26 protein-coding genes are annotated in these 25,624 nt (G+C 65.0%); 11 read left to right on the plus strand and 15 right to left on the minus strand.

The genetic code is table 11. The annotated features are described in order from the left end of the window. Nucleotides 1–5: 5 nt before the first annotated feature. Nucleotides 6–1,718, minus strand: a complete 1,713-nt coding sequence (locus QMB55_RS11410; protein ID WP_497588833.1) for a GspE/PulE family protein — start codon at nt 1,716–1,718, stop codon at nt 6–8. A 134-nt stretch (nt 1,719–1,852) separates the two neighbouring features. On the opposite strand from QMB55_RS11410, the gene trmL reads away from it, so the two are divergent. Together trmL and QMB55_RS11420 are read left to right on the plus strand one after the other, a co-directional pair. Beyond that, entirely contained in the window at nt 1,853–2,329 is a 477-nt protein-coding gene (gene trmL, locus QMB55_RS11415) for a tRNA (uridine(34)/cytosine(34)/5-carboxymethylaminomethyluridine(34)-2'-O)-methyltransferase TrmL (RefSeq protein ID WP_497588834.1), read from the plus strand. A gap of 75 nt (nt 2,330–2,404) precedes the next feature. Next, complete coding sequence (locus QMB55_RS11420) at nt 2,405–4,390, plus strand: methyl-accepting chemotaxis protein (RefSeq protein ID WP_497588835.1); 1,986 nt, start codon at nt 2,405–2,407, stop codon at nt 4,388–4,390. Nucleotides 4,391–4,416: 26 nt separating this feature from the next. On the opposite strand, the gene QMB55_RS11425 is transcribed toward QMB55_RS11420, so the two are convergent. The 6 genes from QMB55_RS11425 to QMB55_RS11450 form a co-directional block, all read right to left on the minus strand. Further along, entirely contained in the window at nt 4,417–5,409 is a 993-nt protein-coding gene (locus QMB55_RS11425) for an NAD(P)H-dependent glycerol-3-phosphate dehydrogenase (protein WP_497588836.1), read from the minus strand. Continuing rightward, nucleotides 5,410–5,844 carry an SH3 domain-containing protein gene (locus QMB55_RS11430; RefSeq protein ID WP_497588837.1) on the minus strand — a complete coding sequence of 145 codons (435 nt, stop codon included), beginning with the start codon at nt 5,842–5,844 and terminating at the stop codon, nt 5,410–5,412. It lies immediately after the preceding gene. A 19-nt stretch (nt 5,845–5,863) separates the two neighbouring features. Beyond that, nucleotides 5,864–6,334: a protein-export chaperone SecB gene (secB, locus tag QMB55_RS11435; protein ID WP_497588838.1), complete on the minus strand. Its 471-nt coding sequence runs from the start codon at nt 6,332–6,334 to the stop codon at nt 5,864–5,866. A gap of 53 nt (nt 6,335–6,387) precedes the next feature. Beyond that, nucleotides 6,388–6,663 (minus strand): glutaredoxin 3, encoded by a 276-nt coding sequence (grxC, locus tag QMB55_RS11440; protein ID WP_497588839.1) that lies wholly within the window; start codon nt 6,661–6,663, stop codon nt 6,388–6,390. Continuing rightward, nucleotides 6,660–7,079 carry a rhodanese-like domain-containing protein gene (locus QMB55_RS11445; protein WP_497588840.1) on the minus strand — a complete coding sequence of 140 codons (420 nt, stop codon included), beginning with the start codon at nt 7,077–7,079 and terminating at the stop codon, nt 6,660–6,662. Before QMB55_RS11445 ends, grxC begins: the two co-directional genes overlap by 4 nt. Before the next feature lie 67 nt (nt 7,080–7,146). Further along, nucleotides 7,147–7,455 (minus strand): ArsR/SmtB family transcription factor, encoded by a 309-nt coding sequence (locus tag QMB55_RS11450; protein WP_497588841.1) that lies wholly within the window; start codon nt 7,453–7,455, stop codon nt 7,147–7,149. An 88-nt stretch (nt 7,456–7,543) separates the two neighbouring features. On the opposite strand from QMB55_RS11450, the gene QMB55_RS11455 reads away from it, so the two are divergent. From QMB55_RS11455 to QMB55_RS11470, 4 genes are all read left to right on the plus strand, one after another. After that, nucleotides 7,544–8,905: a murein hydrolase activator EnvC family protein gene (locus tag QMB55_RS11455; protein ID WP_497588842.1), complete on the plus strand. Its 1,362-nt coding sequence runs from the start codon at nt 7,544–7,546 to the stop codon at nt 8,903–8,905. 21 nt (nt 8,906–8,926) lie between these two features. Beyond that, nucleotides 8,927–10,369 carry a S41 family peptidase gene (locus QMB55_RS11460; RefSeq protein ID WP_497588843.1) on the plus strand — a complete coding sequence of 481 codons (1,443 nt, stop codon included), beginning with the start codon at nt 8,927–8,929 and terminating at the stop codon, nt 10,367–10,369. Between the two features lie 24 nt (nt 10,370–10,393). Then, nucleotides 10,394–10,822: a hypothetical protein gene (locus tag QMB55_RS11465; protein WP_497588844.1), complete on the plus strand. Its 429-nt coding sequence runs from the start codon at nt 10,394–10,396 to the stop codon at nt 10,820–10,822. Between the two features lie 67 nt (nt 10,823–10,889). Next, nucleotides 10,890–11,699 (plus strand): HesA/MoeB/ThiF family protein, encoded by an 810-nt coding sequence (locus tag QMB55_RS11470; RefSeq protein ID WP_497588845.1) that lies wholly within the window; start codon nt 10,890–10,892, stop codon nt 11,697–11,699. Here QMB55_RS11470 and ribD read toward each other — a convergent pair. The 4 genes from ribD to QMB55_RS11490 form a co-directional block, all read right to left on the minus strand. After that, nucleotides 11,696–12,817 carry a bifunctional diaminohydroxyphosphoribosylaminopyrimidine deaminase/5-amino-6-(5-phosphoribosylamino)uracil reductase RibD gene (gene ribD / locus QMB55_RS11475; RefSeq protein ID WP_497588846.1) on the minus strand — a complete coding sequence of 374 codons (1,122 nt, stop codon included), beginning with the start codon at nt 12,815–12,817 and terminating at the stop codon, nt 11,696–11,698. The genes QMB55_RS11470 and ribD overlap by 4 nt on opposite strands. 36 nt (nt 12,818–12,853) lie before the next feature. After that, nucleotides 12,854–13,333 carry a transcriptional regulator NrdR gene (gene nrdR, locus QMB55_RS11480; protein WP_497588847.1) on the minus strand — a complete coding sequence of 160 codons (480 nt, stop codon included), beginning with the start codon at nt 13,331–13,333 and terminating at the stop codon, nt 12,854–12,856. 6 nt (nt 13,334–13,339) lie between these two features. After that, nucleotides 13,340–14,590 carry a serine hydroxymethyltransferase gene (gene glyA / locus QMB55_RS11485; protein ID WP_497588848.1) on the minus strand — a complete coding sequence of 417 codons (1,251 nt, stop codon included), beginning with the start codon at nt 14,588–14,590 and terminating at the stop codon, nt 13,340–13,342. A 61-nt stretch (nt 14,591–14,651) separates the two neighbouring features. Next, nucleotides 14,652–15,308, minus strand: a complete 657-nt coding sequence (locus QMB55_RS11490) for a histidine phosphatase family protein (RefSeq protein WP_497588849.1) — start codon at nt 15,306–15,308, stop codon at nt 14,652–14,654. A gap of 260 nt (nt 15,309–15,568) precedes the next feature. Between QMB55_RS11490 and QMB55_RS11495 the strand changes: the two genes are divergently transcribed. Together QMB55_RS11495 and QMB55_RS11500 are read left to right on the plus strand one after the other, a co-directional pair. Continuing rightward, nucleotides 15,569–16,165: a TRAP transporter small permease subunit gene (locus QMB55_RS11495; RefSeq protein WP_497588850.1), complete on the plus strand. Its 597-nt coding sequence runs from the start codon at nt 15,569–15,571 to the stop codon at nt 16,163–16,165. Further along, the gene (locus QMB55_RS11500; protein ID WP_497588851.1) at nt 16,162–17,598 is read left to right on the plus strand and encodes a TRAP transporter large permease; all 1,437 of its coding nucleotides are present in this window, start codon (nt 16,162–16,164) and stop codon (nt 17,596–17,598) included. The genes QMB55_RS11495 and QMB55_RS11500 overlap by 4 nt, the downstream gene beginning before the upstream one ends. Nucleotides 17,599–17,670: 72 nt before the next feature. Here QMB55_RS11500 and QMB55_RS11505 read toward each other — a convergent pair whose 3' ends face one another. Both QMB55_RS11505 and pmbA read right to left on the minus strand, forming a co-directional pair. Beyond that, a complete protein-coding gene (locus tag QMB55_RS11505) occupies nt 17,671–18,753 on the minus strand; it encodes a TRAP transporter substrate-binding protein (protein WP_497588852.1) in 1,083 nt (360 codons plus the stop codon). Nucleotides 18,754–18,890: 137 nt separating this feature from the next. Then, complete coding sequence (pmbA, locus tag QMB55_RS11510) at nt 18,891–20,264, minus strand: metalloprotease PmbA (protein ID WP_497588853.1); 1,374 nt, start codon at nt 20,262–20,264, stop codon at nt 18,891–18,893. Between the two features lie 93 nt (nt 20,265–20,357). On the opposite strand from pmbA, the gene yjgA reads away from it, so the two are divergent. Continuing rightward, nucleotides 20,358–20,918 (plus strand): ribosome biogenesis factor YjgA, encoded by a 561-nt coding sequence (gene yjgA / locus QMB55_RS11515; protein ID WP_497588854.1) that lies wholly within the window; start codon nt 20,358–20,360, stop codon nt 20,916–20,918. Nucleotides 20,919–21,036: 118 nt separating this feature from the next. On the opposite strand, the gene QMB55_RS11520 is transcribed toward yjgA, so the two are convergent. Continuing rightward, entirely contained in the window at nt 21,037–22,572 is a 1,536-nt protein-coding gene (locus tag QMB55_RS11520; RefSeq protein ID WP_497588855.1) for a cyclic-di-GMP receptor FimW-related protein, read from the minus strand. A 149-nt stretch (nt 22,573–22,721) separates the two neighbouring features. Between QMB55_RS11520 and QMB55_RS11525 the strand changes: the two genes are divergently transcribed. Continuing rightward, the gene (locus QMB55_RS11525) at nt 22,722–23,543 is read left to right on the plus strand and encodes a thymidylate synthase (protein WP_497588856.1); all 822 of its coding nucleotides are present in this window, start codon (nt 22,722–22,724) and stop codon (nt 23,541–23,543) included. A gap of 10 nt (nt 23,544–23,553) precedes the next feature. Further along, a complete protein-coding gene (locus QMB55_RS11530; protein WP_497588857.1) occupies nt 23,554–24,036 on the plus strand; it encodes a dihydrofolate reductase in 483 nt (160 codons plus the stop codon). A gap of 67 nt (nt 24,037–24,103) precedes the next feature. Here the strand turns inward: QMB55_RS11530 and QMB55_RS11535 are convergent. Continuing rightward, nucleotides 24,104–25,624, minus strand: a 1,521-nt coding sequence (locus QMB55_RS11535) for an Orn/Lys/Arg family decarboxylase (RefSeq protein ID WP_497588858.1), incomplete at its 5' end; no start/stop codon positions are given.

Below are 25,624 nucleotides of genomic sequence, written 5' to 3' on the forward strand. Positions count from 1 at the left end.
TTCACTCAATCCTCAAACTGATTGCTGATGCGCATTGCTTCTTCGACCGTCGTCCGCCCGCGCACAACCTGGCGAACGGCATCGCGGCGCAGGGTTTCGCCGGCCATCTGGCGGCGGGCGGCCTGGACGAAGCGGCCGGTGTCGTCACTGTTGATCGCCTCGACGAGTTCAGTCGTCATTTCGAGCATCTCGTAAACGCCCGTCCGGCCCTGATAGCCGGTGTTACCGCAGTGCATGCACCCGCGACCGCGCAGGTAGCGCTGGCGGTCCACGGCGTCGCCGAGCTCAAGACGCAGCCATTCGTGCTCGTGCGGCGCCGGCGTATACGGTTCGGCGCAGTTCTCGCACACCACGCGCACCAGGCGCTGGGCAACGACGAGCTGCAGCGAAAGGGCGACCATGTAGCGCGGCACTCCCATGTCCAGCAGGCGGATCGGCGTGGAGACTACGTCGTTGGTGTGCAGCGTCGACAGCACCATGTGCCCGGTGATCGCCGCGCGCATGCCGATCTCGGCCGTCGTCTGGTCGCGCATTTCGCCGACCAGAACGATGTCCGGGTCTTGACGCAAGGCTGAACGCAGCACACGGTCGAAGGAAAGATCGATCTTCTCGTGCACCTGGACCTGGTTGATCCCCGGCAATCGGTATTCGACCGGGTCCTCGACGGTGATGATCTTCTTCTCGGAGGTGTTGAGTTCAGAAAGCGCGGCGTAGAGCGTCGTCGTTTTACCGCTGCCGGTCGGCCCGGTGACCAGTACCATGCCGCTCGGGCGACGCACGCAGCGGCGCAGGCGCTCGAGCATGTCGGCCGGCAGGCCGAGGCGGTCAAGCCCCAGCAGGCCGGTGTTCTGGTTGAGCAAACGCATGACCACCGATTCGCCGTATTGCGTCGGCATGGTCGAGATACGCACGTCGACCATGGCATTGCGGACCTTGATCGCAAAACGTCCGTCCTGCGGCAACCGTTTTTCGGAAATATCGAGGCCGGAGATCAGCTTCAGGCGCAGCGCCAGCGCCAGCGCCGGGGCAATTTTGGCATCGGCCTCCATCTGCACGTGCAACAGCCCGTCGATGCGAAAACGCACACGCAGCGCCCGCTCTTGTGGTTCGAGGTGGATGTCCGAGGCACGCGACCGCATGGCCTCTTCGAACACCGTCTGCAAAAGCTTGACCACCGGCGCATCCTCGGCCCCGGGCGCGGTGGCGAACAACTCGCCGAATTCAACCGGCACGTCGCCAAGGTCGGCCGTCAACTCGCGCGCCAGGCCGCTGATTTCCTCGGTGCGGCGGTAAGCGCGGTCGATCAGCGCCAGCAGCTGGCTTTCGGAAACGACGACTGGATCGATCTGCCGACGCGTCAGGCGCACGATCTCGTCGTAGGCGGCAAGATCGGTCGGATCGACAAAACCGACGCGCAGATTCCCGCCCGCCTCGTCGAACACCACGGCGCGGAAGCGCCGGGCCTGAGCCTCGGACAGCAATTGCAACAGCTCTGGACGTGGACTGTGCTGTTTGAGGTCGAGGAAGGGAATGCGCAGTTGGCCGGCCAAGGCCCTGGAAATCGCCTCTTCCGTGACGAAGCCGCTTTCGACGACAATACGCCCGAGCTTGCGCCCGCTGCGTTTTTGCTCGTCCAGCGAGAATTTCAGTTGCTCGTCGCTGAGCAAGCCCTGCTGGATAAGCAAATCACCGAGACGGATTTTTTCCGGCCGAACCATAGAACGCTCCGCACCAAGCCTGTGTCATTCATCTTCTTTGCCAACCGCATGATTCTAGCCGATGCCCGGCGAAACACCACGCTGCGCCGGACTTTCCCCCCGCTTTTACTTTTTGCAACGCCACGGAGCCAGCCTTGACCGCCGTCGTCCTGTACCAACCCGAGATCCCCCCGAACACGGGCAACGTCATTCGCCTCTGCGCCAATACCGGCGCCGAACTGCACCTCGTCGAACCGCTCGGGTTCCGCTGGGAAGACCGCCAGCTCAAGCGCGCGGGGCTCGACTACCACGAGTTCGCGCGCGTGCATCGGCATGCCGACTGGAACGCCTGCCTGACGGCACTCGCCGGACGCCGCCTGTTTGCAATGACCACACGCGCCACGCAGCGCTTCGACGCGCCGCGGTTTCGTGCCGACGACGCCTTCGTCTTCGGCTGCGAAACGAGTGGGCTGCCCGAGGCGCTGCTTGCCAGCTTTCCCGAGGAGCAACGTCTGCGCCTGCCGATGCTGCCCGGACAGCGCAGCCTCAACCTCTCCAACGCGGTGGCCGTGACGGTGTTCGAAGCTTGGCGCCAGCAGGCTTACGACGGGGCGTGCGAGGCGGCCGGCTAGACGCTTGCCCGGCTCTCGCGCCGAGCACTATAGTGACGGCATGGCGTGTATTCGCGCCGCTTCAGGAGTCGTCGCATGCCTTTCTCCTTCCTTCGTTCAGGCAGCATCAAAAAGCGCCTGTTCCTGAGTTCGACCGCCCTGGTGGCAGTCCCGCTGGTCTGCATTCTGGTTTTGCTCAACGTTTCACTTGGACAGAAATCGGAAAGCGAATTCATCGCCCGCGCCGGGGGCGAAATGAAGCAAGTCGACAACGTCATCAAGGTGATGATCGACAACACCTTCTACAACCTCGAATCGATGGGACAACACCCGGCCGCGCAACGCATCGACGCGACGGTTAACAGCTTTGCCGACAAGACGACACCGACCGACCTCACCGCGCTCACTCGCGGCGAGGCCGAGAAGCAGCTGCATGCGCACTTCACCCTGATGGGCAAGACGCACCCGGAGAACCCCGAGTTCTTCATGGGCACCCGCTACGGCGGCTTCATCACCACCCAGACCAACAAACAATTTGCCGCCGGCTATGACCCGCGCAAACGCCCGTGGTGGAGCCAGGCCATGGCGCAGCGCGGCAAGCCCATCCTGAGCAAGGCCTACTTCTCGACCATTGGCGACTTCGTCACCTCTGCGGTCAAGAGCTACAACGGCCCTGACGGCGAGGTGCTCTACATCCCCGGCATCGCGATGTCGCTCAAGCAGCTCTCGGAAATCGTCGGCCAGATCCGCATCGGCGAAACCGGCTTCCTGATCGTCACCGAAAACGATGGCACCGTCCTCGCGCACCCGACGAACAAGGAATTGCTCGGCAAGCAGATCGGCACCCTCAACATCGCTGAGCTGACCGAAGCCGTCGCCAAGAGCACGCCGAACTTCCGCTTCATGCAGGACGGGACGGAAAAAGTCGGCCTGGTGATGGACGCCTCGCGCGCCGGCTGGAAGATCATCAGCGTCATCGACCGGCACGAACTCCTCGCCAGCAGCCGCGCGCTGATGAGCCAGATTTTCCTGATCGGTCTGGTCTTCGTCGTCGCCGCCGTGCTGGTCGCCTTCGCGATGGCCCAGCGCATCACTTCAGGCATCAGCCGGATCAGCCAGATCATGCAGGAAATCGCCCGCGGCGGCGGCGACCTGACCCGTCAGATCGACATCGCCGGACGCGACGAGATCGCCGAGACGGCCCGGCACTTCAACACGTTCCTTGCCAGCCTGCGCACCATGTTTGCGGAAATCCGCGACGAGGCCGGGCGCCTGACCGCCGGCGTGCACACCGTCAACGGCACCCTGGATCGGATGTCGAACGACTTCCAGGCGCTCGCCGACCAAAGCTCCAGCAATGCCGCGACAATCGAGCAGATCACCGTCAGCATCGCCCACATCGCGGACAACGTCAGCGAAGCCGACGAACTCGTCAAGAGCACCAGCCAGCTCTCCGAAGCGTCTTCGGCCAGCGTCGCCGAAGTCGCCGCCAAGGTCGAACACTCGGCCGGCGAGGTCGAGAATCTGGCCGGACTGCTCGAGGAACTCAACCGCCGCGCCCAGGAAATTAGCGGCATCACCCAAGTGATCAAGGAAATCGCCGACCAGACCAACTTGCTCGCGCTCAACGCCGCCATCGAAGCCGCGCGCGCGGGCGAACAGGGCCGCGGCTTCGCCGTGGTGGCCGACGAGGTGCGCAAGCTCGCCGAGCGCACCGGCGCGGCGACACAACAGATCAACACCATGACCGACGGCATCCGCAAGGAGACGCTGCACGCCGTCGACACCATGGAGCGAACGCTCAGTTCGGCGCGCGATGGCGTCGCCAGTTCGAGCACCGCCGCCGAGGGCATCTCGGGCATTCGCGGCAACATGGATGCGGTACGCAGCAAGATGGACGACATCTCGCATTCAACGCGCGAAGAGAAAAGTGCCACCACGCTCATGGCGCAAAGTGCGGAAGCCATCACCGGACGCATGCAGGCGGCTGAAGCGCAGTTGCAACAGGCCACCCTGACGCTGCGCGAACTCGATCAGCTCGCGCAGGGGCTGCAGAACAAGTTCAGTTCGTTCCGCACCTGAGCCTCACCTCCGGCGCGGAGGCCGGTTTACTGGCCTTCGCGCTTGGGGTCGCGGTTGAGCAAAGCCTCGACGGCGGCCTGGGCGCCGCGCCGCCCTTGCAGAATGTCGTCGACGGCCTGGGTGATGGGCATGTCAATGCCCATCTGCGCGGCCAATGAAGCGACCTCGCGCGCCGTCCCCACGCCCTCCGCGACGTGCCCGAGGTCAATCAGGATCTGTGCCAGCGGCCGGCCCTCGGCCAGCGCCAGACCGACCTTGCGGTTGCGCGACAGCGCGCCGGTACAGGTCAGGATGAGGTCGCCCATCCCGGCCAAACCCATGAAGGTCGCCGGCTGACCGCCGAGCGCCACGCCCAGACGGGCGATCTCGGCCAAACCGCGGGTAATCAAAGCGGCGCGGGCATTGAGCCCGAACCCAAGCCCGTCGCAGATGCCGGTGGCGATGGCCATGACGTTCTTCACCGCCCCGCCGACTTCCGCCCCGACCAGATCGTCGTTGGCGTAGATGCGGAAACGCGGGCTGTGCAATTCGCGTGCCGCGGCCTCGGCAAAAGCGCTGTCGCACGAGGCCAGGGTGATCGCCAGCGGCAAGCCTTGTGCCGCCTCCTCGGCAAAGCTCGGGCCGGTCAGCACGCCGCACACGGCGCTCGCGCCCAGCTCGTCGGCGACGACCTGATGCGGCAGCTTGGCGCTGCCCGCTTCGAGCCCTTTGCACACCCAGAGCAAGGGCGGCAAATCGGGACGTGCCCCGCGCAGTTGCTTCAGGGTCGAGCGCAGGCCGGCGAGCGGCGTCGCCAGCACAACCAGTTCGGTCGCCTCGACGGCACGCACGAAATCGCCCTCGACGGCCAGAGAATCAGGAAACGCGAACCCGGGAAGGAAACGCCGGTTCTCGCGTTCGTTTTTGAGGTCGGCGACGAGTTGCGGCTCACGCGCCCACAAGGTCACCGCATGGCGAGGGGCGAACGCCAGCGCCAGCGCGGTCCCCCAGGCACCGGCCGCCAGGACGGTAAGCTTCAATCAGCCGCCCCAGACCTGATTGGCGCGCACGTAGCCGCTTTGTCCGTCGCGGTGACGGACCTTGATCCAGCCACCGGGGAGGGTTTCAAGGTACTCCAGGGCGACGTTCTTTTCCGCGGCAAAGGCCCGCGGCGAGGTTTCGTCGGCTTTCTGGCGAATCTCGGCGACGTCGACGCGGACGATGACCGTCCTCCGCTCGACCAGATGCTTGCTTTCGATCCACGCCAACCCGCCTTCGGCATCGCGCACCTTGGCCCAACCTTCGACCGAGACCACGATCTCGACCGGCGTCTCGCGCTTGATGACGAACAGCTTGGCACCGCGCAGCGACGGGGCGTCGTACAGCACCGTCGCACTCTCCACCGAGCGGTACTCGATGGCGCTGGCCGCTAGTGGCACGAACGCGGCAACGATCAACGGTAGAAATCGCTTCATGACGCCCTCGCCTGCGCGTTTATTGAACCGTGGCCTGCTCCGCGGCGGCGGCTTCGGCGGCCGCCTGCTCGAGGCGCGCAGCATAGAGCGCTTCGAAGTTGACGGGTTGCAGGACCACCGGCGCGAAGCCGGCACGCGAGACGACGTCGGAGACGACTTCGCGCGCGTACGGGAAGAGGATGTTCGGGCAGGCGATCGAGAGCAGCGGCGGCAGGTTGTCCTCGGGCACGTTGCGCACGCGGAAGATACCGGCCTGCGCCACTTCGACGAGGAAGACGGTCTTCTCTTCGCCCAGCTTGGCGGTCACCGTCGTGGTCAGGGTGACTTCGAACGCATCCTCGCCCAGCGCCGTAACGGCGGTCTGCAGTTGCAGGCCGATCTCGGGGCTTTCGCTTTCAAGGAAAATCTCCGGCGCATTCGGCACCTCGAGCGACATGTCCTTGACATAGAGTTTTTCGATCGCGAACGACGGTGCGGCTTCCTGGCTCATGACGATATCTTTTCTTTAGAGGTTGAAATGGGGTAACGAGGGACGAAGTGGCCTCAGACGCTTTCGCCGGCCAGCAGAGGGAGCAGCTTGCCAGCCTGATCGAGGGCGATCAGGTCGTCGCAGCCGCCCACATGGGTTTCGCCGATAAAAATCTGCGGCACGGTACGGCGTGAAGTCCGCTCCATCATTTCGGCGCGACGCTCGGGATCGAGGTCGACGCGAACCTTCTCGATCGCCTCGACGCCGCGGGCGTGCAACAGGTTCTCGGCGCGCACGCAGTACGGGCAAACGGCCGTCGAGTACATCAGGACGCGCGGGCGGGTACTCATTTGCGCGCCCCCTTCTTGAGCGGCAGACCGGCCTCGGACCAGGCGGCAACGCCGCCTTCGAGACTGTGGACTTTAGCGAAGCCGAGCTTTTCCAGGGTCCGGCACGCGCCGCCACTGCGGGCGCCGGTCTGGCACACGACCAGCACCGGGCCGGCCTTGAACTTATCGAGTTCACCGGCGCGGTTGGCGAGGTCGGCCAGCGGCAGGTGACGCGCATCGGCAACGTGTCCGCCGACGTATTCGGCCTGTTCACGCACGTCGATCACCAACGCGTCCTCGCGGTTGATGAGCTGGATCGCTTTCGCCGGGCTGAGGGCGTTGTGCCCGCCCGGGCGACGCACCGACAGGACCAGCAGCATCGTGCCGCTGATCAGGGCCACGGCGATCATGAACAGGTTTTGCTGAATGAATTCCAAGTCGAACTCCAAGTACGGCTAAGGTTGAAGATTGAAAACCGGAAAGACCGGGCGTGGCCGCAGCGGATCAACCGCCGCAGAACACTTCGCGCATCATTCCGATCAGTTGCAGCGTGCGGCCGTCGCCGACGCGATAGTAAACCCGATTGGCATCCTTACGGGTCATCAGGATGCCTTTTTCGCGCAGGATGGCCAGGTGCTGCGAAATGTTGCTCTGCGAGGTCCCGACCGCTTCGACGATTTCCTGCACGCAGGCCTCCTGGTCGCCGATCACGCACAGGATTTTCAGGCGCAAGGGATGGGAGATCGATTTCAAGGCGCGCGCGGCTTGTTCGATGTGCTCCTGCTTGTCGATCAGACTAACTTGAATGGCCACGGCGACCCGGACTCGTGAAGTGTGGGGAATCATTATAAAATAATTCCCGTTCCCGGGGGCCGTCCCCACGGAACCCTGCTTAGTCGCCATGGAACGTTCCTGCCCCAATCGCGCCCGCCCTTTGCATTCCCTCCGCACGATCGCCTTCGCCGCAAGCCTGAGCGGCATTTTCCTGCTCGCTGCGCTCTGGCCCACCCCGGCCCCAGCGCAGGACAAGCGCGCTGCCACGCGTGCCGACGTCGCGGAGAAGAAAAGCGACCTCAAGGAACTGCGCGATCAGATCGACGCGCTGCGCAAGGAAATGGCGGCCACCGAAGGCAAACGCGCCAGCGCCGCCGACCAGCTCAAAGGGGTTGAACAGAGCATCTCGACCACCCAGCGCGAGCTGCATCAACTCGGCACTCAGCGCCAACGCCTGCAAAACACCCTGAAAGACCTCGGCGGCCAAGCACGCGACCTCGAAACACGCTTGAAGGCGCAACATGAGCAACTTGAGCGCCTCGTCTACCGTCAATACCTGGGCGGCAACCCCGACGCCCTGCGCCTGCTGCTCAACGGCGACGACCCGCACCAGGCGGCGCGCGACCTGCACTACCTGGCGATCATCGGCCAGGCCCGCAGTCAATTGACCCGGGAGATCGCCGACACGCTGCGGCGCAAACAGGCGCTGGCCGCCGACACGCGCGAACGCGCCGAGGAGTTGAGCGCGGTCGAAGGACAGCAAAAACAACAGCACGACAAATTGCTTGCCCAGCGCGGTCAGCGCAAGGCGATGCTCGACTCGCTCTCGGCACAACTCTCCTCGCAGCGCAAGGAGATTGGCTCGCTGCAACGCGACGAGAAGCAACTCGGCCAGCTGATCGACCGCCTCAACCGCATCATCGCCCAGCAGCAACGCGAGGCCGCCCGCCGGGAAGCGGCGCAACGCGCGGCCGCCGAACGCGAAGCGGCACAACGCCAGGCCCAGCGTGGGAACGCTTCGCGACCGTCGCCCGCGCGCCCCGCGGAGAGCGGGATCGACAACGACAAAAGCCCGGACGCCAGCGCCAGCGGCAATTTCGCCGCGCTACGCGGCAACCTCCGTCTGCCGGTACGCGGCACCGTCACCAACCGCTTCGGCAGCGCCCGTCAGGAAGGCAGCACCTGGAAGGGGCTGTTCATCCGCGCCGCCTCGGGCGGCGAGGTCAAGTCCATCGCCGCAGGGCGCGTGGTCTTCGCCGACTGGATGCGCGGCTTCGGCAACCTCCTGATCGTCGACCACGGCAGCCAGTACCTGTCGATCTACGGCAACAACGACGCCCTACTCAAGCAGGTCGGCGATGCGGTGCGCGGCGGCGACACGGTAGCCTCGGTCGGCAACAGCGGTGGCAACCCTGAATCCGGTTTATACTTTGAACTGCGGCACCGTGGGCAGCCGATCGACCCCCTCAAATGGGTCAACTTTAAATGACATCGTCGTGGAGCCTGAGTGATGGGTAAGTGGAAACAAACCGGACTGGTTTGCGCCGGGCTGATCGGCGGAATTCTGATCAGCCTGCAGTTCTCGGCAATGGCTGAGAAAGACACCCGTGCCCGACTCCCGGTCGAGGAGCTGCGCACTTTCGCCGAGGTTTTCAACGCCATCAAGCAGGGCTACGTCGAGCCGGTCGAAGACAAGAAGCTGATCACCCACGCGATCAGCGGCATGCTCTCCAACCTCGACCCGCACTCGGCCTACCTTGACGCCGACGCGTTCAAGGACCTCCAGGTCGGCACCCAAGGCGAATTCGGCGGCCTCGGCATCGAAGTCGGCATGGACGACGCCGGCCTCGTCAAAGTCATCTCGCCGATCGAAGACACGCCGGCCGACCGTGCCGGGATCAAGAGCGGCGACCTCATCTTCAAGCTCGACGACACGCTGGTCAAAGGCCTGAGCCTCTCGGACGCCGTCAAGCGCATGCGCGGCAAGCCAAAAACCCAGATCAAGCTGTCGATCCTGCGCAAGGGCGAAGCCAAGCCGATCGAAGTCACGCTGACGCGTGAGATCATCAAGGTCCAGAGCGTCAAATCGAAGCGCCTCGAGGATGGGTACGGCTACCTGCGCGTCACCTCCTTCCAGGAGAACACCGCACAGTCGGTGGTCAAGCACCTGGGCGACCTCTACAAGGGCGGCCCGCTGCGTGGCCTGGTGCTCGATCTGCGCAACGATCCGGGCGGCCTGCTCAACGCCGCGGTCGGCGTCTCTGCCGCCTTCCTGCCCCCGCGCGTCCTCGTCACCTCGACCGACGGCCGCACGCCGGATGCCAAGCACCAGTACTTCGCCGCCCCCGAGGATTACCTGCGCGGCAACCGCGACGACTACATCAAGGCCCTGCCCGCCGCTGCACGCGACGTGCCGATGGTCGTGCTGATCAACGCCGGATCGGCCTCGGCGTCCGAGATCGTCGCTGGCGCACTGCAGGATCACAAACGGGCCACCGTCATGGGCACCACCAGCTTCGGCAAGGGCTCGGTGCAGACCATCCTGCCGCTGCCGGGCAACACCGCGATCAAGCTGACCACAGCCCGCTACTACACGCCTTCGGGCCGCTCGATCCAGGCCAAAGGCATCGTGCCCGACATCATCGTCGAGGAAACCGCCAACGGCACTTCCGCCGCGCGCCTGCGCGAGGCGGACCTCGAGCACCACCTGAGCAACCCGAACGAGAAAGACGCGGGTAAAGAAGCGACGAAGCCGCAGAGCAAGGCGCCGGACAAAGACAAACCGGCGGACAAGGACAAGCCGGCTGCACCGCAAGGCAAGGCCCCGGCGTCCGGCAGCGAGGACGCGGATGAACCGCCGAGCCGCGAACTCGCGTCAAAGAAGGATCACCAGCTGAACCAGGCGCTCAACCACCTCAAAGGCTTGAGCCTCACCGAGCCTAAACAGCCCTGAGCGCCGCAACGACGGAGGTAGCGCATGAAACGCCCGCCCGTCTTACCGATCGCCCCCGCGCCGATACCCAAGGCGCGGTCGATCGTTTTCTCCAAGTTCCCGCCCGGGCAAGTGCCTGAGGCTGCTGACGAATTGGAGCGCCTGGGCGACGTCGACGTCAGCCCCGACCTCGAACGTCGTTCGCTCGGCGTCGGTTACGACCTGCGCGCGCACACCCTGGCGGAGCTTGAGGCGTCGCTCGAGGACAAGGGCTACCACCTCGACAACACGCTGCTCAGCAAGCTGATCCGCGCTTTCGTGCATTACGTCGAGGAGACCGAACTGCACAACCTCGAAGCCGACGGCGAACGCCCGCGCAACAAGTCGCAGAACCAAGCCTACACGCAAGCCTGGGAACGCCACCCGCACGGCGACCACGACACCACCCCGCCGGAGTGGCGCGAATACAAATAAGCCGCGCGCCGCTGCCTGCCCTCGCCCGGCCTTGGCCAGCCCTAACGGCAAAGCGCGCCCCCATGCCATGAACGACGAACAACTGCTGCGTTACAGCCGACACATCCTGCTCAACGAAATCGGCATCGAAGGACAGGCACGCCTGCTCGCCGCCCGCGTGCTGATCGTCGGTGCCGGCGGCCTGGGCTCCCCGGCCGCGCTCTACCTGGCCTCGGCCGGCGTCGGTGAAATCCTCCTCGCCGATGGCGACAGCGTCGACCTCACCAACCTGCAGCGCCAGATCATGCATCGCGAGGCGCGCATCGGCGCCAACAAGGCCGAATCCGGCCGCCAGGCGCTCCAGGAACTGAACCGCGAAACGCGCGTGCAAGCGCTGGCCGAGCGCCTGAGCCCGGCGCGACTGAGCGAATTGGTGGCCAGCGCCGACGTGGTCCTCGATTGCTGCGACAACTTCGCCACACGCTACGCCATCAACCACGCCTGCGTCGCACAGCGCACGCCACTCGTCTCCGGTGCTGCGATCCGCTTTTCCGGTCAGTTGGCCGTTTTCGACCCGCGCCAGGACGATGCGCCCTGCTATCACTGCCTTTTTCCGGAAGGCGAGGACGTCGAGGAAACGCGCTGCGCGGTGATGGGCGTTTTCGCGCCGCTGACTGGCGTCATCGGCAGCCTGCAAGCGGCCGAAGCGATCAAGCTCATCAGCGGCACCGGCCGTCCTTCAACGGGACGTCTGCAGCTTTATGACGCTTTGCGGACGGAATGGCGACAGGTCAATTTCGGACGCGACCCGCTTTGCCCGGTCTGCAGTCCGGAAGCACCTCCGCTCGAACCACCGTCCGCCGAGCCTCCGGCGGCGCAGTGCACGCTCGGGCGCTAAGCGCTCAGCCGGGCCAGAATGCGCAGGTCGTCGCCGACCCGGCGCACGTCCTGCCAGCGTAGGCTCTGCTTCTCCGCCAACGACGTCAACGCCGGCACGGAAAACAGCCCACACGCCTGATCGCCGAGCAACGACGGCGCGAGATAGAGCAACAGCTCGTCGACCAAGCCCGCGCTCAACAGAGCACCGCTGAGGCGCGGACCGCCTTCGACATGCACTTCATTGACCCCGCGCTGGGCGAGTTCGGCGAGCAGCGCCGCAAGGTCGACCCGCCCATCGATGGCCGGCAGCGTCAGCACTTCGGCGCCGCGCGCGCGCAACGCCTCGGCCCGTGCCGGATCGGCGGCGAGTGGCGCGGCCAGCAGGGTCCGACCATCATCCAGCATTCGCGCGGTCGGCGGCAGTTCGAGGCGGTTGTCGACCACCACCTTAAGCGGCTGGCGCGGCGTTTCGATGCCGCGCACGGAAAGTTGAGGATCGTCGGCCAGAACGGTGCCCATCCCACACAGGATGGCGCAGGCACGGGCGCGCCAACGGTGCCCGTCGTGGCGAGCGGATTCGCCGGTGATCCACTGGCTGGCACCGTTCTCGAGCGCCGTCTTGCCGTCCAGGCTGGCCGCCAGTTTGACGCGCACCCAAGGGCGCTCGCGTGTCATGCGTGAAACGAAGCCAAGATTCAGCTCACGCGCTTCGGCTTCCAGCAGACCACACTCCACGCGCACCCCGGCCGCCGCCAGGCACGCAAGCCCGCGCCCGGAAACCTTTGGATTCGGGTCCTGCATGGCCGCCACGACCCGCGCCACGCCGGCCGCGACAAGGGCCTCGGCGCACGGCGGGGTGCGGCCATGATGGCTGCACGGCTCGAGCGTCACGTACGCGGTGGCGCCGCGTGCCCGCGCCCCGGCCGCTTGCAGGGCGCGCACTTCGGCATGCGCTTCGCCGGCGATGCGGTGCCAGCCCTCGCCGACCACTTGCCCGTCCTTGACGATGACGCAACCGACACGCGGATTGGGCGCCGTCGAATACAGCCCGAATTCAGCCAGACGCAAGGCGCGCGCCATGCGCGCGTGGTCCTCGGCGGAAAACAAAGGCGTGGAAGAGAGGGAATGGGGCGGCATGTTCAAGCCAAAGGCAGGCGACTCGCGCCGCAACGCTCAACGACCGCGGCGCGGCAAGGGCCGGAGCGGACGCGAGACTTCACGCACGAGGTCGGAGAATTCGTCGACGTCCTCGAAGTTGCGATAGACCGAGGCGAAACGCACGTAGGCGACCTTGTCGATTTTCTTCAGCTCACGCATCACCATCTCGCCCACCTTCTCGGACGGGATTTCGCGTTCGCCGAGGGTGAGCAGCTTTTCCTCGATGCGGGCCAAAGCGGCATCGACCGTCTCCACCGTCACCGGGCGCTTGCGCAGCGCCAGCCAGACGCTGGAGGAGAGCTTGTCGCGGTCGAAATCGACGCGCGAACCGTTTTTCTTGACGACCTGCGGCAGGCGAATCTCCGCCCGCTCGTAGGTCGAAAAGCGCTTGTCACAGGAAAGACAGCGCCGACGACGGCGCACGATGTCGCCGTCGTCGTTGATGCGGGTGTCCGCGACGGTGGTTTCCGCCGCGCCGCAGAAGGGACATTTCATTTCCGGTCAGGCACCGTACACCGGGAATTTGGCGCACAGCGCAGCCACATCCTTGCGCACCCGGGCGAGAACGGCCTCGTCGTTCGGCGCTTCGAGCACGTCGGCCACGAGATGCGCGACCTGCTCGGCCTCGATCTCGGTAAAGCCACGCGTGGTCATCGCCGGCGAACCGATGCGAATGCCCGAGGTCACGAAGGGTTTCTCCGGGTCGTTCGGAATGCCGTTCTTGTTCACCGTGATGTGCGCCTTACCCAGCGCCGCTTCGGCTTCCTTGCCGGTGATTTTCTTGGCGCGCAGGTCGATCAGGAAGACGTGCGATTCGGTCCGGCCGGAAACCACACGCAGGCCGCGCTCCTCGGCCAGCACCCGCGACATGACCCGGGCGTTGGCGACGACCTGCTCCTGATAATCACGGAATTCGGGCGATGCGGCTTCCTTGAAGGCCACGGCCTTGGCCGCGATGACGTGCATCAGCGGACCGCCCTGCAGGCCGGGGAAGATGGCGGAATTGATCGCCTTCTCGTGCTCGGCCTTCATCAGGATGACGCCGCCGCGCGGACCGCGCAGGGTCTTGTGCGTGGTCGAGGTGACGACGTCGGCAAACGGCACCGGATTGGGGTAGCAGCCGGCGGCAATCAGGCCGGCGTAGTGTGCCATGTCCACCCAGAAGATCGCGCCGACTTCTTTGGCGATCTTGGCGAAGCGCTCGAAGTCGATGCGCAGCGAATAGGCCGAAGCACCGGCGATGATGATCTTCGGCTTGTGCTCGCGCGCCAGCGCTTCCATCTTCTCGTAGTCGATGGCTTCGTTCTCATCAAGGCCATAGGCGACGACGTTGAACCACTTGCCCGACATGTTGAGCGGCATGCCGTGCGTCAAATGACCGCCCTCGGCGAGGCTCATGCCCATGATCGTGTCGCCCGGCTTGGCGAAAGCCATCAGCACCGCTTGGTTGGCCTGCGAACCGGAATTCGGCTGCACGTTGGCGCAATCGGCGCCGAACAAGGCCTTGAGGCGATCGATGGCGATCTGCTCGACGACGTCGACATGCTCGCAACCACCGTAGTAGCGCTTGCCGGGGTAGCCTTCGGCGTACTTGTTGGTCAGCTGCGAACCTTGAGCTTCCATCACGGCCTTACTGACGTAGTTCTCGGACGCGATCAGCTCGATGTGATCCTCCTGGCGGCGGTTTTCGTTTTCGACCGCTTTCCAGAGTTCGGGATCAACTTTCGCCAATGTATCTTTTGCGGAAAACATCGTATGCCTCACAAGCCGTTGAAAAGAATTAGATTGTAGCACGCAGCCCGGAACGACTGGGTCAGACGCGGACGACGAAAGGCAAGGGCACGAAATCGTCGCCGAGGTGCTCGGTCCGCCCCCAGTCGTCGATCAGCCAGTAATCGCGATCGACGGTCATCCAGTTGATCGAGGCGTTGGGCAGCGGAAAGTCGCGCGGCCGACCAAGCGGAATGCCGCGTGCGCGGCGATACACGAGGTCGAGCACGCCACCGTGGGTGATCACCGCAATGCATTCGCCAGCGTGGGCCTGCGCCAGACGCGACAGGCAGCGCTCGACGCGCGCCAAGTGCTGCTGCAGGCTCTCGCCGCCGGGCAGGACGTAATCGGGCTGGCGCGACGTCAGCCCATGCGCCACCTCGGCGTCGCCGGCCATGATCTCCTCGAAAGTCTGCCCCTCGCAACAACCGAAGTTCCGTTCGCGCAGCTCGGGCTCGATATTCACCGTCATGCCCAAGGCCTTCGCCAGGGGTTCGGCCGTCTGCCGAGCGCGCTGCAGGTCGCTGCAATAAATCGCGCTAAAGCGCTGTTCGGTCAAGCCCACAGCCAGCGCCTGGGCTTGGTTCAGCCCCGTGGCATTGAGCGGCATGTCGCGGTGCCCCTGGATGCGCTGGCCGAGGTTCCATTCGGTCTCGCCATGCCGGACAAGGCAGAGGCGCGTCGCTTGATTCGAGGACATGATGGTTTCAGGTGCAAAAAACAGAGAATTAAATCAGTTGTCCGCCCGCCGGACAAGGGAAGCCGCAAAACGAATGAAATCGCCCACGAATGCGCCATTTTGAGCAATTTTCTGTGTCATAATCACGCGCTTGCAGCGCGGAACCCGAAGTCTGCGAGCCCCGCGGCCCGGCGTTCCGGAAACGGCAAGCGCGCACCATACAAGCGCGCTGTCGCGACGACAACGATAAATCCTGCACGCCAAAGACCCCGAGGACCACCGTGAACGCCCTTCTCAAGCTCTCGCGCCTGATCGACGCGACCACGACGCGCATCGGCAAAGCCACGATCTGGCTGGTGCTGATCGTCGTCGTGATCAGCTCCGGCAACGCGCTGATGCGCTACGCCTTTAATTACAGCTCGAACGCCCTGCTCGAAATCCAGTGGTACCTGTTCGGCCTGATTTTCATGGCCTGCGCCGGCTACACCCTACTGCGCAACGAACACGTTCGCATCGACCTGATCTCCAACCGCTTCTCGCGCCGCGGCCAAGCCTGGATCGACATCCTGGGCATCCTCTTCTTCCTCCTGCCGATGGCGATCGCGATCATGGTTTTGTCCTGGCCGGTCTTCGTCAACGCCTGGCTGAGCAATGAAATGTCCAACAGCGCCGGCGGCCTGCCAATGTGGCCGGCGCGCCTAATGATCCCGGCCGGATTCCTGTTGCTCATCCTGCAAGCCAGCTCCGAGCTGATCAAACGTATCGGGTTTCTACGCGGCGCCTGCCCCGACCCGACATTGAAGAAGAACGCCCCCAGCGCAGAAGAGGAACTGGCCGCCGTGATCAAGGCGCACGCCCAACAGGGAGACGCAAAATGAGCGAATTCCTGATCGCCAACATGGCCCCGATCATCTTCGTTTCGATGGTGATCTTCCTGCTCACCGGTTTCCCGGTGGCGTTCGCGCTCGCCGCCAACGGCATCGTCTTCGGCCTGATCGGCATCGAGCTGGGACTGCTCGGGCCGCAACTCTTCCAAGCGCTGCCTGATCGCATCTTCAGCGTGATGGCGAGCGAAACCCTGCTCGCCGTGCCCTTCTTCACCTTCATGGGCCTGATTCTCGAACGCTCGGGCATGGCCGAAGACCTGCTCGACACCATCGGCCAGTTGTTCGGGCCGATCCGTGGCGGCCTCGCCTACGCGGTGATCTTCGTCGGCGCCCTGCTCGCCGCGACCACCGGCGTCGTTGCCGCCTCGGTGATCTCGATGGGACTCATCTCGCTGCCGATCATGCTGCGCTACGGCTATGACCCGCGCCTCGCCTCCGGCGTCATCGCCGCCTCCGGCACCCTGGCGCAGATCATCCCGCCCTCGCTGGTACTGATCGTCATGGCCGACCAGCTCGGCCGCTCAGTCGGCGACATGTACGCCGGCGCCTTCGTTCCTGGTCTCGTGCTCACCGGCCTTTACATCGGCTACGTACTGCTTGTCTCCTTCATCCGTCCGCAGTGGGTACCCGCGCTCCCGCTCTCGGCCCGCAGCCTGCACGGCAAAGCGCTGGCACTGCGCGTCGTCACCACCCTGCTGCCGCCGCTGACGCTGATCTTTCTGGTCCTCGGAACGATCTTCCTCGGCATCGCCACCCCGACCGAGGGCGGCGCCATGGGCGCTGCAGGCGCCCTGATCATGGCGGTGATGCGCAAGCGCCTCACCTGGCCGCTGTTGCGCCAAGCGATGGAAAGCACGGCCAAGCTCACCACCTTCGTCGTCTTCATCCTGATCGGCGCACGCGTCTTTTCGCTGACGTTCTACGGCGTCGACGGCCACCTCTGGGTCGAGCACCTGCTGGGCAACTTGCCCGGCGGCAAAATCGGCTTCCTGATCGTGGTGAACATCCTGATTTTCCTGCTCGCCTTCTTCCTCGACTTCTTCGAGCTGGCCTTCATCGTCGTCCCCTTGCTCGGCCCGGTCGCCGAAAAGCTGGGCATCGACCTGATCTGGTTCGGCGTCCTGCTCGGGGTGAACATGCAGACCTCGTTCATGCACCCGCCCTTCGGTTTCGCGCTCTTTTTCCTGCGCTCGGTCGCGCCAGCGTCGGTAAAGACCTCGGACATCTACTGGGGCGCGATTCCGTTCGTCGGCATCCAGATCATCATGGTGGCGCTGGTCATCGCCTTCCCGCAGATGGTGACCTTCAGCCTGGCTCAGGAGGCGACGGTCGACATCAGCAACATCCAGATGGAACTGCCGGACACCCACTACGACGAGCCGTCCGTCCCGCCGTCACTGGAACTGCAGCCCGCCCCGAAATAAGGGCGCGACGGGGACAAAAAAACGGGGGCCATGCCCCCGTTTTTCTTGGCCGTTTCAGACGGCATCCACCGCTCAGCCCTTGCGGCTGTACATGAACTTGGCGTACTCGTTCTCGGCGACGCGGAACCAGAAGTTCTGCTCATCGAGGAATTTCTTGTAGTCGTCGTAGATCTTCTTGAAGTCCGGGTACTTGGCCGAGGTCTCGGCGTAGTACTCCATCGCCGCCTTGTAGCTGGCTTCCATCACGTCCTTCGGGAAGGGCAGCACCTTGACCCCGGAACCGAGCAGCTGCTTGAGCGCCACCGGGTTCTTGGCGTCGTAGCGGGCGCACATTTCGGCGTCGGCTTCGGCGCACGCGGCCTCGATCATCGCCCGGTATTCCTTGGGCAGCTCTGCCCACTTGGCCTTGTTGATGTAGGTCGAGATCTGCGGACCGCCTTCCCACCAGGCCGGGTAGTAGTAGTACTTGGCGACCTTGTTCAGGCCCAGCTTCTGGTCGTCGTAGGGGCCGACCCACTCGACGGCGTCGATGGTGCCTTTTTCGAGCGCCGGATAGATGTCGCTGCCGGCGATCTGCTGCGGGACCACGCCGAGTTTTTGCAGCACTGCGCCCGCGAGGCCGGCGACGCGCATCTTGAGCCCCTTGAAGTCGGCCGCGCTCTTGATCTCCTTGCGGTACCAGCCGCCCATCTGCACGCCGGTATTGCCGCTCGGGAAAGAGACGATGTTCGACTTGGCGAAGAACTCGTTCATCAGCTTGGCGCCGTTGCCCTGACGATACCAGGCCTTGACCTGGCGGGCGTTCATGCCGAACGGGATCGCGGTGTCGATGCAGTAGGTCGGTTCCTTGCCGAAATAGTAGTAGGAGCAGGTGAAGCCCATTTCGACCGTGCCGTCCTTGACCGCATCATGAACGCCCGGCCCGGGAACGATTTCGCCCGCAGCGAAGAGCTGGATCTGGAACTTGCCGCCCGACATCTCGGCGATCCGCTTGACCAGGAACTCGGCCGTGCCGTGCAGAGTATCCAGGCTCTTCGGGAAGCTCGATGCAATCCGCCATTTGATCGTCGGCGCGTTCTGCGCCAGGGCGGGGGCGGCCACTGCGCCAGCGGCCAGACCGACGCCGGCCTTCTTCAGAAAGGAACGTCTCTCCATGGTTCATCCTCTTTGGGTTATGTTGGTAATCGGCATGCAACCGCTCGATTATAGCCAAACAACCCCATGAAGATGCGCAGCGATTGCCGCCGCCGGCATAAAACCGCAAAAACCCGCCGGAACCACCCGGCACAGGCCTACTGCCCGGCGACCTTCATCCGCCCGATCAGGATCGAACCGACCTGCTTGGAGCCGCGCACCAGCACATCGTTGCCGATCGCCTCGATGTCCATGAACATCTCGCGCAAGTTGCCGGCGATGGTGATCTCCTCGACCGGATGCACGATCTCGCCGTTCTCGACCCAGTAACCGGCAGCGCCGCGCGAGTAGTCCCCATTGACGTAATTGACGCCCTGTCCAAGCAGTTCGGTGACCAACAAGCCGCGCCGCATGCCTTTGATCAATCCGGCGAAATCGTGTTCGCCGGGTTGCACCAGCAGGTTGTGGCAACCGCCGGCGTTACCGGTCGAGCGCATGCCGAGCTTGCGCGCCGAATAGGCGCCGAGGAAATAACCGTTGAGCACGCCGTCGACCACCAAGTCGCGGTCCTGCGTCGCCACCCCGTCGTTGTCGAACGGGCTGCTGGCCAACGCGCCCGGGAGGTGCGGCAGTTCGCGGATATTCACCCGCTTCGAGAAAACCGGCTTGCCCAGCGCATCGACGAGGAAGGACGACTTGCGGTACAGGCTGCCGCCGCTTGCAGCATGCACCAGGTTGCCGATCAGGGAGGCGGCCAGCGGCGCCTCGAACAGCACCGGCACCTTGCAGGTCTTGACCTTGCGCGCCCCGAGGCGGGACAGCGCGCGCCGCGCGGCGTAATCGCCGATGGCCTCGGGGGCCGCCAGCTGCGCGGCGTCGCGGCCGATCGAATACCAGTCGTCGCGCTGCATCGCGTCACCTTCGCCGGCGATCACCGAGCACGAGACGTAATGGCGCGAAGTCGGGTAGCCGCCGATGAAGCCGCGGCTGTTGGCGGCGACGAACTGCCCTTCCTGAATCGACACCGTGGCGCCTTCCGAATTGCTCACCTGCGGGCTGACGGCGAAGGCCGCCGCCTCGCAGCGCCGAGCCACATCAACCGCGGCTTCGACCGAAAGCGACCACGGCCGGTACAGGCCGAGGTCGCGGAAGGAGTGTTCGCGATCGGCGAGCAGCTCCGCGTCCGCCAGCCCTGCACACGCATCTTCGGCGGTAAAGCGGGCGATGTTGAGCGCCGCGGCGACCGTCTCGCGCACCGCTTCGGGCGAGAAGTCCGAAGTGCTGGCATGTCCTTTACGCTGGCCGAGATAAACGGTGACACCGATGCCTTTGTCGCGGTTGTACTCGATCGTCTCGACTTCGCCGCAGCGCACGGTGACCGACTGACCGAAGCCTTCGGAGACGTCGACCTCGCAGTCGCTCGCCCCGCCCGCACGGGCGACGGCCAGGACATCCTGCGCCAAGTGCTGCAGGGTTTCGAAGGGCGTGGCGAAGCGCGAATCGCTGGCGGGAGCAAGGGGACGACGGGCCATGGGAACGGGAAGCTCGGTTGGAAAGCCGCTATCATAGCAGTACACCGTCCACCGGCTCCGACCGACGGACCGCCCCACACCGAGAAAGAACGCATGCCCCACCACACCGAAGACGAAGATCAATTCGACCGCCCCTCGAAAACCCAGCGCAAACAGGCAATGGCCGAACTGCAAGCCCTCGGCGAAGATCTGGTGACCCTCCCGAGCGAACGCCTGAAGAAGGTCGACCTGCCCGACGAACTGCGCACGGCGGTGCTCGAAGCCCAGCGCATGCAGCGCCAGGACGAGGCCAAACGACGCCAGATGCAATACATCGGCAAGCTGATGCGGGCCATCGACGCCGAGCCCATCCGCGCTGCCATCGCCGAGGCGCGCGGCGACTCGGCCGCCGAAACCGCGCGCCTGCACCGCCTCGAGCGCCTGCGTGCCGACCTGCTGGCCGACGAGGGCGTGCTGCACGGCATCGCTGAGCGCCACCCGGGCGCCGACCTGCAACACCTGCGCACCCTGCGCCGGGCCACGCTCAAGGAACAGGAGCAGCAAAAGCCGCCGCGCAACTACCGCGCGCTGTTCCAGGCGCTCAAGTCGCTGGAAACCGACGCTGCGGACGCGGCGTCAGGGGACGAATCGACGCCCGACACCGGCGCGGCCTGACCCCGGTCCGGGCTCGATAGCCCGCGCGCGGCGGACGCCTCGCCAGAAAAAATCCGAAGTTCGGTTTTACCAAGACCGTCCCGCGCGCTCGAATGCGCGCAGCGATCGACCCTTGGGCTCAGGCCTCCGGCCGCACGCGGTAACGCCCGATCTCGAAGCCGCTCCCGCTTTCCTCGAGTTCGATCGGCGCCAGGACCACGCGCGACGGCCCGCCTTCCGCGTCTGCGCACTCAAGGGTCTGGCGCACGTCGAAGCCCGACGCTGGGAGGACGAAACGCATTTCGCCCTCGGCGTCGCCTTCGCGCAGCCAGATCGCCGGCACGGCCGAGGCCGCCGCCAAGCCTGCGGCACGTGGCGCGAGTTCGACGCCCTGCGCCTGGCGCGACAGCGTGCGGATGCCGACACTGGCGCGCCCCTGCGCGTCGCGGCCGAAACGGCACACCACGCCGAGCACCCAGTTCTCCCCGCCCTCGGGCTGCAAGGCCAGCAGGACGCCGATCCGCATCCGCTCGCCAAGCCCGGCGGCAACAGCGCCAAACCCGTTCAGGCTGACGTTCTCGACCGTCCAGGTCTCGGCCTGCGGCGCCCCCTCGGCGCGCGCCGCGGAGAGCACGGCGAAACAGTCGTCAAAGCCCTGCAGGACGGCAATGCGCGTCTGCACCGCGTGCCGCCGGTGCCGACGCTGCTGCGGTGCGCTCGCCCAGTGCCGGGCGAGGTGGCGCAACACCGGCAACAAGGTCCGCGGCGCATACTCCCCGCCCAGGTTGAGCGTTTTTGGAATTTCACCGCGCTCGACCTGGCGCAGCAAGCCATCGATCAGGGCCGGCGCGTCGCCGGAGGAGAAGAAACGCGCGCTCGCGGGCACTGCGCGCGGTCGTTGCACGAGACGCAGCGGCGCGACGCCGGCGGCGGCATCGATCCAGTAGAGGCTGTCCGGGCGGGCTTGCGCCGAAAACTCGAAGCTGGCCAGAGCGTGTTCGACCAGGCGGTCGGCCAGCTCGATCTCGACCGGCGCCAGCGCGTCCATCGAGGACGAGGCGAGGACCAGCGCGCGCAGGTATTGCTGCTGCGCGCTCGTCACCGCGGCCTGCCCGGGATAGAGCGGAACCGGCTTTTGCGCATAGCCGTCGGCATCGGCGGCCAGGTAGGCAAGCCCCAAGGCCCGCCAGATTTCCTCGCCGATCTGCCCGTAACGCAAGACGATCCACTTGAGCTGCTGCGCGCGCGCCGCAATCAGACGCGCGGCAATGAGCGGCAGCGAAGGCTTGAGCGCCTCGGCCGCGCGCTCCTTGGGCGCCTGGCGCGCGGCATCGAGGCAGCGCGTGTAGAGGTTGGCCAACTCGCCCCAGTAGGCATAGAGCAAGGTCGCCATACGCTGCTCGTCGCGCCGCGCCTGCAGGACGCCCTGCACCTGCAGGCAGTCGCGCGCCAGCCGGCGCAAAAAGGGCTGGGCCGCCTCGTCGAGTTGGCGCACCACGCCGAACAGCAGGTCGGCGCGAAAATCGGTGGCCACGAGCAGGGATTCGAACCAGCCGTGAACCTCGTCCACCGCCTTGTAGGGATGGTCGAGCGGCAGTTCACCGATCACCCGTCGCAGCTCCTTGGCCTCGGCCAGCGGATGGTCGGGACGCGAGGAAAAGAGGTTCAGCAGCATGGCAGCAGGTTCCGCGAACGGATTGTGATTGTCATTTCGGCACAGTATAAGCGGCACGAAAAAAGCCGCAAGGCAACAACACATCCATTACAATCAATCCCTTCCGTTTTTCCGCCGCCCTTGCGCGGCGCCCTCAAGAGCCGCACCCCATGAAGCAATACCACGACCTGATGCAGCACGTGCTCACGCACGGCACCCCCAAGGACGACCGTACCGGCACCGGCACCCGCTCGGTGTTCGGCTGGCAGATGCGCTTCGACCTTGAAGCCGGTTTCCCGCTGCTCACCACCAAGAAGCTGCACCTCAAATCGATCGTTCACGAGCTGCTCTGGTTCCTGCAGGGCGACACCAACATCCGCTACCTCAAGGACAACGGCGTCCGCATCTGGGACGAATGGGCCGACGAAAACGGCGACCTCGGCCCGGTCTACGGCCACCAGTGGCGGCACTGGAAAACGCCCGACGGGCGCGAGATCGACCAGATCAAGCAACTCATCGACAACCTGAAGAAGAACCCGGACTCGCGTCGCCACATCGTCACCGCCTGGAACCCCAGCGACGTCGATCACATGGCGCTACCGCCCTGCCACGCCTTCTTCCAGCTTTACGTCGCGCCCGCCCAGTCAGGCGACGCCGACCCGCGCCCGCGCCTCTCGTGCCAGCTCTACCAGCGCAGCGCCGACATCTTCCTCGGTGTGCCCTTCAACATCGCCTCCTACGCGCTGCTGACGATGATGCTGGCGCAGGTCTGCGACTACCGCCCGGGTGATTTCGTGCACACCTTCGGCGACGCCCACCTCTACAGCAATCACTTTGAGCAGGCCCGCCTGCAACTGTCGCGCGAAACCCGCCCCTTGCCGCGCATGCGTCTCAACCCCGAAGTGAAGGACCTCTTCGCCTTCCGTTTCGAGGACTTCACCCTCGAAGGCTACGACCCGCACCCGCACATCGCGGCGCCGGTCGCCGTTTAAGGCATTCCCGATGCTCAGCCTGATCGCCGCCGTCGCGCGCAACCGCGCCATCGGCAAAGACAACCAGCTGCTCTGGCACCTGCCGGAAGACATGAGGCATTTCCGCGAGACGACGCGCGGCAAGCCCGTCGTCATGGGGCGCAAGACCTGGGAGTCGCTGCCCGAGAAATTCCGCCCGTTGCCTGGCCGGCAGAACATCGTCGTCAGCCGCGACCCGGCCTACAAGGCGCATGGGGCGGACCTCGCAGGCTCGCTGGAGGGCGCATTGGCGCTCGCAGGCGGCGCCGAGGAAGTCTTCGTCATCGGTGGCGAGCAGCTCTACCGCGCCGCACTCCCTTTCGCCGACCGGCTCTACCTGACCGAGGTCGAACTCGAACCCGAGGCCGACGCGTTCTTCCCCGAACTTAACCCTGCCGTCTGGCAGGAGGTCGAACGCCGCGCCAGCAGCGAATCGATGCCGGCCTGTACCTTCGTCGTCTACGTCCGGCGCTGAGTCCAAGCGACTGAACAAAAAAACGGCGGCCCGATCACCGGGCCGCCGTTTTTCATTGACACGCCGATCAGCGCACGCAGTCGACGTAGTAGCGCGACTTGCCGTCGACGACTTCCTTGACCAGACCATGGATGTCGGTTTCAAAGCCCGGGAAGCGCTCGTTGAAGTCGCGCGCGAACTTGAGGTAGCGCACGATCGTGGCGTTGAAACGCTCACCCGGGATGAGCAGCGGAATGCCGGGCGGATACGGGGTGAGCAGGATGCTGGTGATGCGCCCTTCGAGCTCGTCGAGCGGCACGCGGTCGATCTCGCGGTGCGCCATGCGCGCAAAAGCGTCAGCCGGGCGCATCGCCGGCACCATGTCCGAGAGGTACATCTCGGTGGTCAGGCGCGCCACGTCGTTGGCCTTGTAGACGTCGTGGATCTGCTGGCACAGGTCGAAAAGGCCGATGCGTTCGTAGCACGGGTTCTTGGCGACGAAGGCCGGCATCACCTTCCACAGCGGCATGTTCTTGTCGTAGGCGTCCTTGAACTGCTGCAGCTCGGTCACCATCGAGTTCCAGCGGCCCTTGGTGATGCCGATGGTGAACATGATGAAGAACGAGTAGAGGCCGCATTTCTCGACGATGACGCCATGTTCGGCGAGGTATTTGGTGACGATCGCCGCCGGAATGCCGTGCTCCGAAAACTGCCCGTCGACGCCCAGTCCCGGGGTGATGATCGTGGCCTTGATCGGGTCGAGCATGTTGAAGCCGTCGGCGAGGTTGCCGAAACCGTGCCAGCGGTCGCCGGGCTTGAGCATCCAGGCTTCGCGCTCTTCGATGCCCTCCTCGGAAAGGTCGTCCGGCCCCCAGACCTGGAACCACCAGTTCTCGTTGCCCCACTCCCCGCCGGCCTTGCGCATCGCGCGGCGGAAATCGAGCGCCTCGGCGATCGACTCCTCGACCAGCGCCTTGCCGCCCGGCGCCTCCATCATCGCCGCCGCGACGTCGCACGAGGCGATGATCGAGTACTGCGGCGAAGTCGAGGTGTGCATCAGGTAGGCTTCGTTGAACACGCTCAAATCAAGTTCGCGGCCTTCCGAGTTCTGCACCAGGATCTGCGAGGCTTGGCTCAAACCGGCGAGCAGCTTGTGCGTGGACTGCGTCGAGAACACCATCGAGGTCTTGCAACGCGGCCGGTCTTCGCCGATGGCGTGGTAGTCGCCGTAGAAGTCGTGGAAGGCAGCGTGCGGCAGCCAGGCTTCGTCGAAGTGCAGCGTATCGATGCGCCCGTCGAGCATTTCCTTGATCTCCTCGACGTTGTAAAGCACGCCGTCGTAAGTGCTCTGGGTGATCGTCAGCACGCGCGGCTTGGCGTTCTTGTCAGTGGCGAAGGGGTGCGCGGCGATCTTCTTCTGGATATTCTCCCAGCGGAATTCCTCCTTCGGGATCGGGCCGATGATGCCGTAGTGGTTGCGCGTCGGCATCAGGAACACCGGCACCGCGCCGGTCATGATGATCGAGTGCAGGATCGACTTGTGGCAGTTGCGGTCGACGACGACGATGTCGCCCGGCGCGACGGTCGAGTGCCAGACGATCTTGTTCGA

Origin of the sequence: Propionivibrio sp. (genome assembly GCF_041441355.1) — a bacterium.
Lineage (GTDB): Bacteria > Pseudomonadota > Gammaproteobacteria > Burkholderiales > Rhodocyclaceae > Propionivibrio.

Coding starts and splice junctions, on each gene's coding strand:
- QMB55_RS11525 (WP_497588856.1), top strand. CDS start 22,722: ATGAAGCAATACCACGACCTGATGCAGCACGTGCTCACGCACGGCACC.
- QMB55_RS11505 (WP_497588852.1), bottom strand. CDS start 18,753: ATGGAGAGACGTTCCTTTCTGAAGAAGGCCGGCGTCGGTCTGGCCGCT.
- ribD (WP_497588846.1), bottom strand. CDS start 12,817: ATGCCGCCCCATTCCCTCTCTTCCACGCCTTTGTTTTCCGCCGAGGAC.
- yjgA (WP_497588854.1), top strand. CDS start 20,358: ATGCCCCACCACACCGAAGACGAAGATCAATTCGACCGCCCCTCGAAA.
- QMB55_RS11530 (WP_497588857.1), top strand. CDS start 23,554: ATGCTCAGCCTGATCGCCGCCGTCGCGCGCAACCGCGCCATCGGCAAA.
- secB (WP_497588838.1), bottom strand. CDS start 6,334: ATGAGCCAGGAAGCCGCACCGTCGTTCGCGATCGAAAAACTCTATGTC.
- grxC (WP_497588839.1), bottom strand. CDS start 6,663: ATGAGTACCCGCCCGCGCGTCCTGATGTACTCGACGGCCGTTTGCCCG.
- QMB55_RS11455 (WP_497588842.1), top strand. CDS start 7,544: ATGGAACGTTCCTGCCCCAATCGCGCCCGCCCTTTGCATTCCCTCCGC.
- QMB55_RS11430 (WP_497588837.1), bottom strand. CDS start 5,844: ATGAAGCGATTTCTACCGTTGATCGTTGCCGCGTTCGTGCCACTAGCG.
- nrdR (WP_497588847.1), bottom strand. CDS start 13,333: ATGAAATGTCCCTTCTGCGGCGCGGCGGAAACCACCGTCGCGGACACC.
- QMB55_RS11420 (WP_497588835.1), top strand. CDS start 2,405: ATGCCTTTCTCCTTCCTTCGTTCAGGCAGCATCAAAAAGCGCCTGTTC.
- QMB55_RS11500 (WP_497588851.1), top strand. CDS start 16,162: ATGAGCGAATTCCTGATCGCCAACATGGCCCCGATCATCTTCGTTTCG.
- QMB55_RS11465 (WP_497588844.1), top strand. CDS start 10,394: ATGAAACGCCCGCCCGTCTTACCGATCGCCCCCGCGCCGATACCCAAG.
- QMB55_RS11460 (WP_497588843.1), top strand. CDS start 8,927: ATGGGTAAGTGGAAACAAACCGGACTGGTTTGCGCCGGGCTGATCGGC.
- QMB55_RS11490 (WP_497588849.1), bottom strand. CDS start 15,308: ATGTCCTCGAATCAAGCGACGCGCCTCTGCCTTGTCCGGCATGGCGAG.
- pmbA (WP_497588853.1), bottom strand. CDS start 20,264: ATGGCCCGTCGTCCCCTTGCTCCCGCCAGCGATTCGCGCTTCGCCACG.
- QMB55_RS11470 (WP_497588845.1), top strand. CDS start 10,890: ATGAACGACGAACAACTGCTGCGTTACAGCCGACACATCCTGCTCAAC.
- QMB55_RS11520 (WP_497588855.1), bottom strand. CDS start 22,572: ATGCTGCTGAACCTCTTTTCCTCGCGTCCCGACCATCCGCTGGCCGAG.
- QMB55_RS11410 (WP_497588833.1), bottom strand. CDS start 1,718: ATGGTTCGGCCGGAAAAAATCCGTCTCGGTGATTTGCTTATCCAGCAG.
- glyA (WP_497588848.1), bottom strand. CDS start 14,590: ATGTTTTCCGCAAAAGATACATTGGCGAAAGTTGATCCCGAACTCTGG.